Source organism: Caulobacter sp. SLTY, assembly GCF_009905535.1.
Classification (GTDB): Bacteria; Pseudomonadota; Alphaproteobacteria; order Caulobacterales; family Caulobacteraceae; genus Caulobacter.
On the sequence record NZ_JAAALA010000019.1, the window covers coordinates 38,576 to 52,141 of the forward strand.

Genomic DNA, 13,566 nt, shown 5'->3' on the forward strand with positions numbered 1-13,566 from the left:
TCCGTTCCGATCTCGGGGGAGCAAGGGGCGGGGGCCACGGGTCCCCGCCCTTTTTCGTTCAGCGGAGTCAACGCGCTCCGGAGAACTCGCCCTTGCGGCCGGCGGCGTCGACGCCGCCCGACATCGTCGCGCCCCTTACCGTTCCCGAGTAGGTCACGTCGAACTTCTGACCCATGAAGTCCGACCCATAGGTCCAGACCACACGGTCGCCGGTGATCTTGCCGGACTTGATCGGGTGAGGCTTGTTGGTCCCGCCGTCGAAACAGGTCCCGCCCAGGCTGTCGCCGGACCGGGTGAAGCGGCAGGTGAGGGTGAAGCCGAAACTCTGCACCTTGCCTTTCAGCTTCCATGTTCCGGCCACGGGATCACCTTGGGCTTGGGCGGCGGAGCCCAGCATCAGCAGGGCGGCGAGGGAGAGGGCTGCGGCTTTCATGCTGATAGACCTAGATCGACCGGCAACGGTTTCCAGCGACTCGGTCGGCGCGCTAGGCTCCCAGGCGTGACCGACGCCCCCACCACCAACGCACAGGCCTATTCCGTCTCGGAACTGGCTTTCGCCCTCAAGCGCACCCTAGAGGACGCCTACGGCTTCGTCCGCCTGCGCGGGGAGCTCTCCAAGGTCACCCACCATTCCAGCGGCCACGTCTATCTGACCCTCAAGGACGATAAAGCCGCCCTCGACGGCGTTGTCTGGAAGGGCAGCGTCAAGAACCTCTCCATCCGGCCCGAGCAGGGGATGGAGGTGATTGTTACCGGCCGGATCACGACCTTTCCGGCCGGCAGCCGATACCAGATCGTCATCGAGACCATGGAAGCCGCCGGCATCGGCGCCCTGCTGGCCCAACTCGAACGGCTGAAGGCCAAGCTCGCCGACGAGGGCCTGTTCCGGCCCGAACGCAAGCGACCGATCCCCGCCATGCCGGCCGTGGTCGGGGTGATCACCAGCCCAACCGGGGCGGTGATCCGCGACATCCTGCACCGCATCCGCGACCGCTGGCCCTGCCGGGTCGTGGTCTGGCCGGTGGTTGTGCAGGGTGATGCGGCAGCGGGTCAGGTGGCGGCCGCGATCAAGGCTTTCAACGCCCTGGAGGCCGGCGGGGCCATTCCGCGGCCTGACGTTTTGATCGTCGCCCGGGGCGGCGGTTCGGTGGAGGACCTCTGGCCGTTCAACGACGAGACCCTGGCCCGCACGGTGGCGGCCGGGACCATCCCCCTGATCAGCGCCGTCGGGCACGAGACCGACACGACCCTGATCGACTTCGTCTCCGATCGCCGGGCGCCGACCCCGACCGCCGCGGCCGAGATGGCCACCCCGGTGCTGGCCGAACTGCGCGCGGCGCTGGCCGGGCTGGACCAGCGGCTGGTCCGGTGCAGCGGCCGGCTGATCGAGGACCGTCGCACCCGGCTGGCCGCGTCGGCCCGGGGCCTCCCCCGCCCCGCCGACCTGACCGCCGCCGCCGGCCAGCGGCTCGACTATGCCGCCAGTCATCTCGCCGCCGGCCTGCGGCGCAATCTGGACCTCCACGCCCGCCAACTGGCGGAAACCGCCTCGCCCCTGCGCCCGACGCTGCTGCAACGGCGCGCCGATCTGGGTCGCCAGTCGCTCGAGACCCTCGGCCGCCGGCTGGATGCGGCGATGAAGCGGGCGTCGGACACCACCGAGCTGACCCGGCGGCTGGAGGATGCCGCGCGTCGGATGGGAAGCTGCCTGCGCAAGGCGGTGAGCGACCGGGGCCAGCGGCTGGTGTCGCTGGACGCCGAGCGCCGGCTGAAGAACAGCATGGGCAAGGCCATCCAGGACAGCGCCCGCCGTCTCGAAAGCCTGAACAAGCTGCGCCTGTCGCTCGATCCCAAGCGGCCCCTGCGCATGGGGTTCGCCCTGGTCACCCGCCCGGACGGCTCGATCGTGCGGCATGGGGTGGGCCTTGAGGCCGGAGAAACCGTCGGCCTGATGTTCGAGGACGTCACCCGCCAGGCGGTGATCGACGGCGAGACTGGACGGGCGGCGCCCAAGCCGGTGGCGAAGAAGGCCGCAACCCCGTCCTCGCAACAGGGTGATCTGTTCTGAGGGGTGTGAGGTTGGCCCCCGCCCCGCCAGGCGCTACATTGCCTGCCATGAACGCCTTCGACCGCGACATGGGCCGTGAGCTCGCGCACCTTCACTACGGCGACGGGGAATTCGCCGTCCTCAAGCATGGCCAGCATGTGATCTGCGCGGTCAGCGGGGTGAAGATTCCGCTGGAAGCGCTGCGCTACTGGAGCCCGGAGCATCAGGAAGCCTATGCCGGGCCGGCCGAGGCGCTGAAGCGGTGGAAGGACCTGAACCCCTGAACCGGCGGGGTGTCCTGCTGGGCGTCGCGACCGCGGGTCTCGCGGGGCCGACGCTCGCCGCGCCGCCATCCTTGCGGCTGAGTGGGGTTCAGCGGCAGGGCGGGTTCGTATTCGGGCGCACCGCGCCGCGTGCCGACATCTGGCTCGACGACGAGGCCATCGGCCGAGCTTCGGGTAGCGGGCTGTTCGTGATCGGCTTCGACCGGGATGCGCCGCCCAGTCAGACCCTGCGGGTCTCCACGGCCGGCGGGGCGGCGAGTCATCTGCTCAACGTCATCCCCGGCGAGTTCGACGTGCAGCGTATCGACGGCCTGCCCCAGAGCCAGGTCAGCCCGGACGATCCGGCCCTGCTGGCCAGGATCCGCCAGCAGAACGAGCTGAAGGTCGCCGCTCTGGCCAGCCGGGTCGACACCGAGGACTTCCGGGGCGGCTTCGCTACGCCGTTGCCCGAGGGCAGCTGGCGGCGGACGGGCCGGTTCGGCGGCCAGCGGATCCTTAACGGCGAGCCCAAGCGGCCCCATTACGGCACCGACCTGGCCGCGCCGAAGGGCACGGCCATCCTTGCCCCGGCCGGCGGGGTGGTCAGCATGGCGGCCAGCGGGATGCATTTCGAAGGCGGGCTGACCATGATCGACCACGGCCAGGGCCTGGTCAGCATCTACCTGCACCAGTCGCGCTTGCTGGTCGCGACCGGAGACCGGGTCGAGCGGGGCCAGAAGATCGGCGAGGTGGGGGCCACCGGCCGCGCGACCGGTCCGCACCTTTGCTGGCGTATGACCTGGCGGGCCCGGCATCTGGACCCCATGCTGATGGTCGGAGTGACGGCGCCAGCCTGACACCAGTGGCGTTCTAAAACGACGATTTCCGCAGCGTCATGCTAAACGTTCCGGTAACGAATCCAGCCTTAATTAAGCGACAAAGGGTCGCGGCACACGCATTACGTGCAAAAATGACGATCCGTCATATTCATCGGGTTCCTGGGGGTCGTCGTATGGCATTTGGGCTGGAGTCGCTTCGCGTTCTCCTGGTGGATGACAATCCACATATGCGCTCCATCGTCGGGACGATCCTGAAGGGCGTGGGCGTCAGCCAGCTTCGTGAGGCCCAGGATGGGGCCGACGGTCTGCAGGCCCTGCGCAGCTGGCCGGCCGACGTTGCCATCATCGATTTCCAGATGGAGCCGCTGGACGGGGCGCAGTTCACCCGCCTGGTCCGTAACTCGCCCGACAGCGCCAACCCCTTCCTGCCAATCATCATGATGACCGGGTTCGCCGACCGCAGCCGCGTGTTCGAAGCGCGCGACGCCGGGGTGACCGAGATGATCGCCAAGCCGCTGACCGCGCGGGCGATCATGGCCCGCCTCGAGGCGGTGATCATGCGGCCCCGAGATTTCGTGAGAACCGCCGACTACTTCGGTCCGATCCGGCGGGGGATCGACGATGTGATCGAGCAGAAGCGGGCACTGGTGATTTAGCCCAGACCCTTCGCCGCCAGTTCCTCGTAGGCCTCCTTGGGCCAGCGGCGGTGGACCCAGAACCATTCGCCCGGCCGCTCGCGCACCCGCTCCTCGACGAAGCGGGTGATGGCGGCGACCCCAGCCGCGATGTCGGCGGACTTGTCGCCGGTATCCGGGATGGCGATGGGGTCGTGGACCACCGCGCGGAAGCGGGCGCCCTTCAGCCGCTGGACACTCATTGGCTGCAGCACCGTTCCGAAGCGCAGCGCCAGACGGCTGGGACCTGGCGCGGCCATCACCTGGCGACCGAAGAAGGGGACGGAAACACCGCCCCGGTTGAACTTCTGGTCGTTCATCAAGGCGACCGACTCGCCTTTCTTCATCCCCTCGAGCAGCTCGCGAGCCCCATCCCCGCCCTTTGGGGCGAACAGCTGCACGCCGTAGCGGGCGCGGCTGTCGCGGATGCGTTTGTCGACATAGGGGTTGTTCGCGGCGCGATAGGTCATCTGGCAGACCACCCCGCTGTCGACGATCGCGGCGGGCATCACCTCCCAGTTGGACAAGTGGCCCGACACGAACACCACCGGCTTTCCGCCGGTGCGGATTTCCTCCATCCGCTCGGCGTTGACCAGCTCAACCCGACCCGTGGACGGGCGAATGCGGTCCATCTGCGGAAATTCGAAGACAGTGCGGCCGTTGCTGTCCCACTGTTCCTTGAGGATCTGTCGGCGCCAGGCCTCGTCTTTTTCCGGAAAGGCCAGGATCAGGTTCTGCCAGGCCAGTTTATGGGTCTTGGTCAGCGGGCCCAGCAGCCGGAACAGAGCCCCGCCGACATCGGACGCGAAGTCGGTCGGCATCAGCCGCATCAGGAAGGTGAAGACGTCATAGGCCACCGCCTCGGCGCGCCAGGCGAGGTCCTGACCCCATGAGATACGTTTGTCACCCATGCTGGCTAACTATGTGACACGCCCCGGGCGCGCAATGTCGCACCGAATCTCGCTTGGCACGCGACATGCGGAGTGAAGGCTCGACCGTTTCGTTTTGGGACGGCCACAGGCTTTCAACCAACAGGGGGCAAGAAGCCCATGGGCAATGACATCGACGTTCACCTCGGCCGGCGCCTGCGCCGCCGCCGTCGCCTTCTCGGCCTGACCCAGCAGCAGCTGGCCGGTTCCGTCGGCGTTCGCTTCCAGCAGATTCAGAAGTACGAATGCGGCGCCAACCGCATCTCCGCCGCCCGGCTGTGGCAGCTGTCCGAAGCCCTCGAGGTTCCGGTCGGCTACTTCTACGATGGCCTCTCCGAGACCGACCGTCCGCAGGTCGCCGCCAATGACGGCGAGGGCGGCGGCGAGATGTTCGCGCGAAAGGAGACGCTGGACCTGATCCGCGCCTACTACCAGCTGGGCGAGCGTCCGCGCCGCCGGCTGCTCGACCTCGCCAAGTCGCTGAACGGCGAGATCGAGGTCGCCTGACCTAGACCAGTAAGCTTGTGGCCAGGACCGGGCCGGCGTGCCGCCGGCCCGGTTCTCCCAGCAGGTTTACGCTTATCTTCGCGTCACGCTTGACGCACCCCCGTATTGCGCCGCACAAACCCGCCCGATCTTCAAACGGGCGCGATGACAGCCCAGCGCAAGGGGAATGAATTCATGGCCGACATCCGCTTCGACGGCAAAGTCGCGATCGTCACGGGCGCCGGTGGGGGCCTGGGCCGCCAGCACGCGCTGGAACTGGCCCGTCGCGGCGCCAAGGTGCTGGTCAACGACCTGGGCGGGTCGATGGACGGCTCGGGCGGCGGTTCCGACGCCGCGACCAAGGTGGTCGAAGAGATCAAGGCGCTCGGCGGTGAAGCCATCGCCAACGGCAGCAGCGTCACCGACGACGCGGGCGTGGCCCTGATGGTCAAGCAGGCGATGGACGCCTGGGGCCGCATCGACATCCTGATCGCCAACGCCGGTGTGCTGCGCGACAAGTCCTTCTCCAAGATGTCCATCGAGGACTTCGAGTTCGTTCTGAACGTTCACCTGCTGGGCACGGTCAAGCCGACCAAGGCCGTCTGGGAGATCATGAAGGAGCAGAACTACGGGCGGATCGTGGTCACCACCTCCTCGTCCGGCCTGTACGGCAACTTCGGCCAGTCCAACTATGGCGCGGCCAAGCTCGGCATCATCGGCTTCATGAACACCATCAAGCTCGAGGGCCAGAAGAACAACATCCACATCAACGCCATCAGCCCGGTGGCCGCCACCCGGATGACCGAAGGCCTGATGCCGCCGGAAGTGCTGGCCAAGCTGGCGCCGGAATACGTGACCCCGGGCGTGGTCTACCTGGCCTCGGACGAAGCCCCCACGGGCGCCATCCTGACCGCCGGCGCGGGCGTCTTCGCCCTGTCGCGGATCATCGAGACCGAGGGCGTCTACCTCGGCGAGGGCGGCCTGTCGGTGGAGGAGGTCCGCGACAACTGGGACAAGATCACTGGTGAGGAAGGCCAGAAGGCCTATTTCGCCGGCGGCGAACAGGGCCAGAAGTTCTTCCGCAAGATGGCCGGCGGCTAAACCCCGCTTCATCGCGAGACACGGCGAGGGCCGGGCGGAAACGTCCGGCCCTTTGCTTTTGCGCGGCATTGACAGGTTTATTGTATGGCATACAAATAGTGCATGTCGAAGGTGACGCCCTTGGCCGAGGTGCGCGCTGTCCGTGAGCCGGGCAAGCGGATGCGGTCGCGCCTGCTGGACGCGGCGGTGGAGCTGTTCAAGGCGCGCGGCCAGACGGCGGTGTCGGTGGCGGAGATCGCCACAGCGGCCGGGGCCTATCCCAGCCAGGTGACCTACTACTTCCGCACCAAGGAGGCGCTGTTCGTCGAGGCCGCCTGCCGCGAGGTGCTGTACGTCGCCAGCCGGGCCGAGGCGTCCGCGGCGCAGGCGGCCACCGGGTCGGACTACAACCGCCGGCTGGTTGAAGCGGTGGTCGGATCACCCGGCTTGGCGCTATTCGTGGAAGCCCTTTCGCTGACCCGCCGCCGGCAGGACCTCAGCCCCCTTATCGAGCGTACGTTCGAGCGGCTGCACGGCGAGGGCGACCGCGCCTACGCCGAGACCCGCCGCCGGCGCGGCTGGACCGGCCCGGAGGACCCGGCGGTGACCGCCCGCCGCTTCTGGACCCTGGCCCTGGGCGTGGCCCTGCGCGAGGGCGCCACCGAGGCAACGGTCCCGCAGGCCGTGGAAGAGATGATCGCCCTGCTCCGCCTTAGCCCCATCAAGGGAGCCGCCTGATGGCCGCCGCCGCCCGAGTCGCCGCCAAGACCTATTTCACGACCGAAGAATGGGCGCCGTTGTCGGAGAAGTCACGCTGGAAGGGGCCGGCCCTGGTCGCCCACGCCTGGCTGGTCATCTTCGCGGCCGGGGCGATGGCGCTCGTATGGCCGATCACCATTCCCCTGGCGGTGATGATCATCGGGGCGCGGCAGCTGGGGCTGGCGATCCTGATGCACGACGCCGCCCACGGCGCCCTGCACCCCGACCTGAAGGTCAACGATTTCCTGGGCGACTATCTGACCCCCGGCGGGCTGGTCGCCTATCGCACCTACCACCTGGGCCACCACAAATTCGCCCAGCAGGGCGAGGACCCGGACCTGGCCCTCTCCGCCCCCTTCCCGATCACCCGCAAGTCCCTGTGGCGCAAGGTGGTCCGCGACCTGACCGGCCAGACCTACTACAAGCAGCGCTGGGCCGGGCTGGTGAAGACCCTGCGTGAACGCAAGCCGGACCAGCCCCTGTGGCCGATCCTCAGGAAGGCCGTGGTCAGCCGGCGCCGGTTCTTCATCGGCATGATCGCGACCGTCGCGGTCACCGCGCCATTCGGCTTCTGGTGGGCTTGGCCGGTGCTGTGGCTGCTGCCCCAGGCCACCTGGCTGCCCCTGGTCACCCGCCTGCGCAACATCGCCGAGCACGCCTGCATCGCCAAGGACGAGCCCGACCCGCTGCGCCATGCCCGCACGACCAAGGCCAACTTGATCGAGCGAGCCCTGCTGGCCCCCTACTATGTAAACTACCACTGTGAGCACCACATGTTCATGCATGTGCCCTGCTACAACCTGCCCAGGGCCCATCGCCTGCTCAAGCAGAAGGGCGTGATGCCCGGCATGCTGACCGCGCCGGGCTATTGGGATGTGTTCAAGCTGGCGTCCAGCAAGCCGGAGAAGGCGACGCTGGCAGCCGCCTAGTCCGCCTTCTGGTAGGCCTGGAAGGTGCAGGCCTTGGCGTCGACCGGGACGAAGATGGTGCCTTCCTGGTCGGTGTCCTTGAACACCAGCACGCCCTCGAACTCACCGGCCTTTTCTAGGAAGGAAAGGTCGAACTCACCGAACACTCGGGGGCTCCCCTGCCGCTTGTAGCTGGCCCCGTCGATCGTGACCGGGCGGCCTTGGGCGTACCAGGGCTTGCCCTGGGCTCCGGCGTAGGGCGCGCCGTCCTTGCGAACGGTGGGCTTGTTCTTGGCGGTGTCGAGGGTGCAGGCCTGGGCGGAGCCGGCGGCGGCGACGAGGCCCAGGCAGAGGGCGAGGCTGATGGCTGTCCTGTTCATAGACGTTTCCCGTGTTCTTGATTGCGGGGCGACCGGAAGGACTGCACGCGGGCCGCCACGAGGTTTGGCAATGTGGGTGGCTCACCCTCCGCATCTGGCTGAGGGCGATAGGGTGGCGGGCGCCAGGACAGACCTGGAACGCATGGCAGTACCCCCGATGACCGACTCTCTCAGGAGCCGACGCCGTTTTATACCATGGTTCGCCGAGGCTTAGACAAGAGCCCGCGCGGCCTGTTCGAAGGCCCTTGCGGCCGGGCTTTGTGAGCCGGCGGCGGTCAGCGGCGTCCCTGCGTCGCCGGCCTCTCGCAGGGGGATTTCCAGCGGCACCTCGGCCAGGAGGGGAACGGAGAGGCGCTCCGCCTCCGCCGCCGCCCCGCCTTGGCCGAAGATGGGCAGGCGGGCGCCGTCGGGCCCTTCAAACCAGGCCATGTTCTCGATCACGCCCAAGATCGGCGTGCCGGTCTTGGCGAACATCGCGGCGGCGCGGCGGGCGTCGATCAGGGCGATTTCCTGGGGCGTGGAGACCAGCACCACGCCGTCGATGCCGAGCTTCTGAACCAGGGTCAGGTGGATGTCGCCGGTGCCGGGAGGCAGGTCGACGATCAGCAGGTCGAGGGGCGCCTCGGCGGTGCCCCAGCGAACGTCCTGCACCATCTGGCGCACGGCGCTGGAGGCCATCGGGCCGCGCCAGATCATGGGTGAGCCCTCGGCAACCATGAAGCCGATGCTCATCAGCTTCACCCCGTGGGCGAACAGGGGCTCCAGCTTGCCATCGACGAAGCTGGGCTCGTCGGCGATGCCCATCATCTTCGGCGCCGAGGGGCCATAGACATCCGCGTCGAGCAGCCCGACCTTCAATCCCAGCCTGGCGAGGGCGCAGGCCAGGTTGACCGAGACGGTGGACTTGCCCACCCCGCCCTTGCCGCTGGCCACGGCGATGACCCGCTTCACATGGTCCGGCCGCGCGGCCTCGGACGCCTTGGGCTCGGCAGCGTGATCGGGGCTGAGGCGGGCGGTCTTGCGGGGCCGAGCGCCGGCGGGCGGGGCCTCGGCGGTCAGCACCACCTGGGCGCGGGTCACGCCCGGCAGGCCCGCCAGAACTTTTTCGGCCGCCTCACGGACGGCGGCGTAGGAGGGCGCGGCGGCGGCGAACCCCAGGGTCCGGGGTTGGCGTTGTCGTTCCAGGGCATGGACTAGGTGATGTTCCGTCACTTGAGGGCGGGCCGGTTGATAACCGGGCTGTAGAAGCGGATATGAGGCGGCACAGTCGTCAACGCAAGCTGAACCGAATGACCGATGCGCCCGCCCTCGACCGTGAAACCGTGCTCGCCGCCCCCAGTCGAACGGCGAAGGCGTCGACCTCAATGAGGTGATCGAGCGCTGGACCGCCCGCCTGCGCGGCCTGCTGGGTGGCGGCGGCGGCCAGCCCGGCGGCCAGGAAGAGGCCATCCGGCGCTACGCTCCGCTCGTCGGCGGCGCCCTGGTGGCCCTCTACTTCTTCTCCGGGATCATCATTGTCAGCGCCAAGCAGGAGGCCGTGGTCACCACCTTCGGCGCCTACACGCGCAGCTACGGCCCCGGCATCGGCTATCACCTGCCGATCTTCGAGCGGTCGCAGCTGGTCGATATCACCACCATCAACGAGACCACCGTCGGCGGTCAGAAGGCCGGTTCGGTGCCCGCCGAAAGCCTGATGCTGACGGGCGACGAGAACATCGTCGACCTGGCCTTCGCGGTGAACTGGCGCGTATCCGACCCGCGCAAGTTCCTGTTCAACATCGACAACACCCGCGACACCGTGAAGGCGGTGGCCGAGAGCGCCATGCGCGAAGTGGTCGGCCGCAGCCAGCTGGACCCGATCATCTCCACCGGTCGCGGCAAGGTCCAAGCCGACGCCCAGTCGCTGATGCAGCGCATCCTCGATGACTATGACGCCGGGGTGATCATCGACAGCGTGCAGATCCGCGACGCCCAGCCGCCGCAACAGGTCATCGCCGCCTTCCAGGACGTGGCCACGGCCGGTCAGAACTTCCAAGCCCGGATCAACGAGGCCGGCGGCCAGGCGGCGAAAATCCGCCAGGAGGCCCTCGGCTACAAGGCCCAGGTGGTCAATGAGGCGCGAGGCGAGGCCGAGCGCTTCAACCAGATCTATGAGCAGTACCGGCTGGCCCCGGGCGTGACCCGCGAGCGGCTGTACATCGAAACCATGGAACGGGTTCTGGCCAAGTCCAACAAGGTGATCATCGACGGCAAGGGGGTGACCGCGCCCATCGTTCTGTCGCCCGACGCCTTCAAGCCACGAAATCCGACCCCGACGACGGCAGCGCCGCGCGCGCCGGGAGCCGCCCAATGAACCGCAATACCCTGACCCTTGGCGCCATTGCCGTCGGCGCGCTGCTGCTGGTGGCCAGCCAGACCTTCTATGTGCTCGACCAGACCCAGCAGGCGGTCGTTATCCAGCTGGGTAAGGTGGTGCGGGTGGTTAACTCGCCGGCCAACCCTGGCCCTGGCCTGCAGGCCAAGTGGCCGTTCACCGAAAGCATCGTGGTCTTCGACAAGCGAAACCAGATGCTGGAGTCGAACCAGGAAGAGATCATCGCCGGCAACCAGGAACGGCTGATGGTCGACGCCTTCATCCGATACCGGATCCGCGATCCCTACCGCTACTTCACCGCCCTGGGGAACGCCGAGACGGCCCGCAGCCGACTGGAACAGCGCCTCAACGCCGCCCTGCGCCAGGCGTTGGGCACGGCCAATTCGGAGGACATCATCTCGTCACGCCGCTCGGAGTTGATGAAGATCATCCAAGCCAACCTGATCTCTCAGGCCAACAGTTCGCGCCTGGGCATCGAGATCATCGACGTGCGGATCAAGCGCGCCGACCTGCCGGTGGCCAACCAGGAAGCCGTCTACGAGCGGATGCAGACCGCCCGCCAGCAGGAAGCCACCCGCATCCGCGCCGAGGGCGAACAGCGCCGCCGCGAGATCGTCGCCCAGGCGACGGGCGACGCCGAGCGCATCCGAGGTGAGGGCGACGCCGAACGGGCCAAGCTGTTCGCCGACAGCTTCGGCAAGGACGCGAACTTCGCCGCCTTCTACCGTTCAATGCGCGCCTATGAGACCAGCATGGGCCAGGGCGACGCCACCCTGGTGCTGTCGCCCGACAGCGACTTCTTCAAGTACTTCGGTCGCGGCCCCAACGCCCAGTAGTCAGTCGGCGGCGAAGGCCTCGGCCCGGTAGCCCTGGAAGTAGAGCAGCGCGGTGAGATCGGCGTGATCGACCCGCGCATGCGCCTGGGCGGCCACGACCGGCTTTGCGCGGTAGGCCACCCCAAGGCCGGCCGCCTCGATCATCGCCAGGTCGTTGGCCCCGTCGCCGACCGCCAGTGTCTGGCTGAGGTTGAGGCCCAGGGCCACCGCCTCGCCCCGCAGCGACGCCAGCTTGGCCTCGCGGCCCAGGATCGGCTCGCCGACCAGGCCGGTCAACGCCGCACCATCTTCAAGCAGGGTGTTGGCCCGGTCTTCATGGAACCCGGCGGCGGCGGCTACGCGCTGGGTGAAAAAGGTGAAGCCGCCCGAGACCAGCAGGCAGCGAGCGCCGTGGGCGGCCATGGTGCGGACAAGGGCGTGGGCGCCGGGATTGAGCCGCACCCGCTCGTCGTAGCAGCGCTGCAGGGCCGCCAGGTCCAGCCCCTTCAGCATGGCCACCCGCTCACGCAGGGCGCCCTCGAAGGCCAGCTCGCCGCGCATGGCCCGCTCGGTGATTTCGGACACCTGCGCCTTCACGCCGGCGAAGTCGGCCAGTTCATCCAGGCATTCGCAGCCGATGATGGTCGAGTCCATGTCGGCGATGAGCAGACGCTTTGCCCGACCCTCCGCCGGCTGGACGCAGTGGTCGACGGGCAGGTCGGCGACCAGCCGATCGACCTCGCCGCGGAGGTCGGACAGCGCACCCTCGACGCTCAGGTCGAGGGCGCCGGGGCCGAGTTCGCCCTCGGCTTGGGCGCCGGTCTTGCGACGAACGAGGACGGAAGCCACCGAGACGGCTTGCGGATCGGGGCTGACCAGGGTGATGGATAGGCGCATGGAGCCCCGCATCTGGCTGATCGCCGGACCCACCGCAAGCGGCAAGTCCGCCCTGGCCCTGCGCCTGGCCCGAGAAATCGGTGGGGAGATCGTCAACGCCGACGCCCTGCAGCTTTACGCAGACCTGCGCACCCTGAGCGCGAGGCCCTCGCCGGAGGAGGAGGCGCAGGCGCCGCATCATCTGTTCGGGACCGTCGATGGCGCCGAAGGTTGGAGTGTCGGGCGCTGGTTGCGGGCGGGGAGCGAGCTGATCGAGGCGATCAATGGCCGGGGCCGACCGGCCATTCTGGTTGGCGGGACGGGGCTCTATTTCAAGGCCCTGACCCAGGGTCTGGCCGAGGTGCCTCCAGTTCCGGCGGCGGTGCGGGAGGCCGAGGAGGCGCGGTTCGAGGCGGAGGGCGAGGCGGCGGCGCGCGACCGGCTGCGGATGGCCGACCCGGCAGCGGAGGCGCGAATCGCGCCGGGCGACCGACTCCGGCTGACCAGGGCGCTTGAGGTGCTGGCCGCCACAGGCAAGCCGCTGAGCGACTGGCAAGCCGAGACCCAGGGTCTGCTGGCGCCGGGCGACTGGCGCGGCCTGGCGCTGGAGCCGCCGCGCGAGGCCGTTTATGCCCGCTGCGACGCGCGGCTGGCCGGGATGCTGCAGGCTGGTGCTTTGGACGAGGTCCGGAAGCTGACAGCGCGGGCGCTGGATCCGCGCCTGCCGGTGATGAAGGCGGTGGGGGTGAGGGAGTTCGCCTCCCACCTGGCCGGTGAAATGCCCCTCGACAAAGCGTTGGACGACGCCCGACGGGAGACGCGCCGGTACGCTAAGCGACAGCTGACCTGGCTGCGTAACCAGATGGCCAACTGGTCGCGCATCAACGCGGTCGAGCCCGAGGCGCAGTGGTTACAATTGGAACAAACTTGCGCAAATCCCTGACTTGACCCGGCTTTGCGCGCGTGGCATGAAGAAAATCGTGGATTTGGAGCAAACTTCGTGCGCAACGTGAGACTTGTACTTACCTAGCGGCCTCGCGTGGCGTGTCCCCAGCACGCCGCTCAAGGCCGCATGCGCCAAAGGCCCCCCGCGGGCCTTTTTTGTTGCCCGAACGACCCCTGCCTCCCGAGACCGA

16 protein-coding genes are annotated in these 13,566 nt (G+C 68.3%); 11 read left to right on the forward strand and 5 right to left on the reverse strand.

From position 1 onward, the window contains the following. Positions 1-67 precede the first annotated feature (67 nt). On the reverse strand, positions 68-433 hold the full coding sequence (locus tag GVN21_RS12300) for a hypothetical protein (protein ID WP_166575045.1): 366 nt from the start codon (positions 431-433) through the stop codon (positions 68-70). 66 nt (positions 434-499) lie between these two features. Between GVN21_RS12300 and xseA the strand changes: the two genes are divergently transcribed. The 4 genes from xseA to GVN21_RS12320 all read left to right on the forward strand — a co-directional run bounded on the left by xseA (position 500) and on the right by GVN21_RS12320 (position 3,805). Continuing rightward, on the forward strand, positions 500-2,068 hold the full coding sequence (gene xseA, locus GVN21_RS12305) for an exodeoxyribonuclease VII large subunit (RefSeq protein ID WP_166575046.1): 1,569 nt from the start codon (positions 500-502) through the stop codon (positions 2,066-2,068). 47 nt (positions 2,069-2,115) lie between these two features. Continuing rightward, the gene (locus GVN21_RS12310; RefSeq protein ID WP_166575047.1) at positions 2,116-2,331 is read left to right on the forward strand and encodes a DUF2093 domain-containing protein; all 216 of its coding nucleotides are present in this window, start codon (positions 2,116-2,118) and stop codon (positions 2,329-2,331) included. Next, entirely contained in the window at positions 2,310-3,167 is an 858-nt protein-coding gene (locus GVN21_RS12315; RefSeq protein WP_346764259.1) for a M23 family metallopeptidase, read from the forward strand. Before GVN21_RS12310 ends, GVN21_RS12315 begins: the two co-directional genes overlap by 22 nt. 155 nt (positions 3,168-3,322) lie before the next feature. After that, positions 3,323-3,805: a response regulator gene (locus tag GVN21_RS12320; RefSeq protein WP_166575048.1), complete on the forward strand. Its 483-nt coding sequence runs from the start codon at positions 3,323-3,325 to the stop codon at positions 3,803-3,805. On the opposite strand, the gene GVN21_RS12325 is transcribed toward GVN21_RS12320, so the two are convergent. Next, positions 3,802-4,734, reverse strand: coding sequence for a lysophospholipid acyltransferase family protein (locus GVN21_RS12325; protein ID WP_166575049.1), 933 nt, complete (start codon positions 4,732-4,734; stop codon positions 3,802-3,804). The genes GVN21_RS12320 and GVN21_RS12325 overlap by 4 nt on opposite strands. Positions 4,735-4,872: 138 nt before the next feature. Here GVN21_RS12325 and GVN21_RS12330 point away from each other — a divergent pair, with 138 nt between their 5' ends. The 4 genes from GVN21_RS12330 (at position 4,873) to GVN21_RS12345 (ending at position 8,006) form a co-directional block, all read left to right on the forward strand. Further along, on the forward strand, positions 4,873-5,259 hold the full coding sequence (locus tag GVN21_RS12330) for a helix-turn-helix transcriptional regulator (RefSeq protein ID WP_166575050.1): 387 nt from the start codon (positions 4,873-4,875) through the stop codon (positions 5,257-5,259). Positions 5,260-5,433: 174 nt separating this feature from the next. Continuing rightward, positions 5,434-6,339: an SDR family NAD(P)-dependent oxidoreductase gene (locus tag GVN21_RS12335; protein ID WP_166575051.1), complete on the forward strand. Its 906-nt coding sequence runs from the start codon at positions 5,434-5,436 to the stop codon at positions 6,337-6,339. A gap of 102 nt (positions 6,340-6,441) precedes the next feature. Next, the gene (locus GVN21_RS12340) at positions 6,442-7,056 is read left to right on the forward strand and encodes a TetR/AcrR family transcriptional regulator C-terminal domain-containing protein (RefSeq protein WP_205690058.1); all 615 of its coding nucleotides are present in this window, start codon (positions 6,442-6,444) and stop codon (positions 7,054-7,056) included. Continuing rightward, positions 7,056-8,006, forward strand: a complete 951-nt coding sequence (locus GVN21_RS12345; protein WP_166575052.1) for a fatty acid desaturase family protein — start codon at positions 7,056-7,058, stop codon at positions 8,004-8,006. Before GVN21_RS12340 ends, GVN21_RS12345 begins: the two co-directional genes overlap by 1 nt. Here GVN21_RS12345 and GVN21_RS12350 read toward each other — a convergent pair. Then, the gene (locus tag GVN21_RS12350; RefSeq protein WP_166575053.1) at positions 8,003-8,365 is read right to left on the reverse strand and encodes a hypothetical protein; all 363 of its coding nucleotides are present in this window, start codon (positions 8,363-8,365) and stop codon (positions 8,003-8,005) included. The genes GVN21_RS12345 and GVN21_RS12350 overlap by 4 nt on opposite strands. Before the next feature lie 210 nt (positions 8,366-8,575). Beyond that, positions 8,576-9,523 carry an Mrp/NBP35 family ATP-binding protein gene (locus tag GVN21_RS12355; protein ID WP_240902910.1) on the reverse strand — a complete coding sequence of 316 codons (948 nt, stop codon included), beginning with the start codon at positions 9,521-9,523 and terminating at the stop codon, positions 8,576-8,578. Positions 9,524-9,734: 211 nt separating this feature from the next. Here GVN21_RS12355 and hflK point away from each other — a divergent pair, with 211 nt between their 5' ends. Together hflK and GVN21_RS12365 are read left to right on the forward strand one after the other, a co-directional pair. After that, positions 9,735-10,718 carry an FtsH protease activity modulator HflK gene (hflK, locus tag GVN21_RS12360; protein WP_166575055.1) on the forward strand — a complete coding sequence of 328 codons (984 nt, stop codon included), beginning with the start codon at positions 9,735-9,737 and terminating at the stop codon, positions 10,716-10,718. Next, on the forward strand, positions 10,715-11,575 hold the full coding sequence (locus GVN21_RS12365) for a protease modulator HflC (protein WP_166575056.1): 861 nt from the start codon (positions 10,715-10,717) through the stop codon (positions 11,573-11,575). Before hflK ends, GVN21_RS12365 begins: the two co-directional genes overlap by 4 nt. On the opposite strand, the gene serB is transcribed toward GVN21_RS12365, so the two are convergent. Then, positions 11,576-12,451, reverse strand: coding sequence for a phosphoserine phosphatase SerB (gene serB / locus GVN21_RS12370; RefSeq protein ID WP_240902904.1), 876 nt, complete (start codon positions 12,449-12,451; stop codon positions 11,576-11,578). On the opposite strand from serB, the gene miaA reads away from it, so the two are divergent. After that, a complete protein-coding gene (gene miaA, locus GVN21_RS12375) occupies positions 12,450-13,373 on the forward strand; it encodes a tRNA (adenosine(37)-N6)-dimethylallyltransferase MiaA (protein ID WP_166575058.1) in 924 nt (307 codons plus the stop codon). The genes serB and miaA overlap by 2 nt on opposite strands. Positions 13,374-13,566 lie beyond the last annotated feature (193 nt).

Excerpts from the sequence above, each read along its gene's own strand:
- GVN21_RS12340 (WP_205690058.1), top strand. The coding sequence starts at position 6,442 with ATGTCGAAGGTGACGCCCTTGGCCGAGGTGCGCGCTGTCCGTGAGCCG.
- GVN21_RS12330 (WP_166575050.1), top strand. The coding sequence starts at position 4,873 with ATGGGCAATGACATCGACGTTCACCTCGGCCGGCGCCTGCGCCGCCGC.
- serB (WP_240902904.1), bottom strand. The coding sequence starts at position 12,451 with ATGCGCCTATCCATCACCCTGGTCAGCCCCGATCCGCAAGCCGTCTCG.
- GVN21_RS12320 (WP_166575048.1), top strand. The coding sequence starts at position 3,323 with ATGGCATTTGGGCTGGAGTCGCTTCGCGTTCTCCTGGTGGATGACAAT.
- GVN21_RS12335 (WP_166575051.1), top strand. The coding sequence starts at position 5,434 with ATGGCCGACATCCGCTTCGACGGCAAAGTCGCGATCGTCACGGGCGCC.
- GVN21_RS12300 (WP_166575045.1), bottom strand. The coding sequence starts at position 433 with ATGAAAGCCGCAGCCCTCTCCCTCGCCGCCCTGCTGATGCTGGGCTCC.
- GVN21_RS12325 (WP_166575049.1), bottom strand. The coding sequence starts at position 4,734 with ATGGGTGACAAACGTATCTCATGGGGTCAGGACCTCGCCTGGCGCGCC.
- GVN21_RS12365 (WP_166575056.1), top strand. The coding sequence starts at position 10,715 with ATGAACCGCAATACCCTGACCCTTGGCGCCATTGCCGTCGGCGCGCTG.
- GVN21_RS12310 (WP_166575047.1), top strand. The coding sequence starts at position 2,116 with ATGAACGCCTTCGACCGCGACATGGGCCGTGAGCTCGCGCACCTTCAC.
- GVN21_RS12350 (WP_166575053.1), bottom strand. The coding sequence starts at position 8,365 with ATGAACAGGACAGCCATCAGCCTCGCCCTCTGCCTGGGCCTCGTCGCC.
- miaA (WP_166575058.1), top strand. The coding sequence starts at position 12,450 with ATGGAGCCCCGCATCTGGCTGATCGCCGGACCCACCGCAAGCGGCAAG.
- GVN21_RS12345 (WP_166575052.1), top strand. The coding sequence starts at position 7,056 with ATGGCCGCCGCCGCCCGAGTCGCCGCCAAGACCTATTTCACGACCGAA.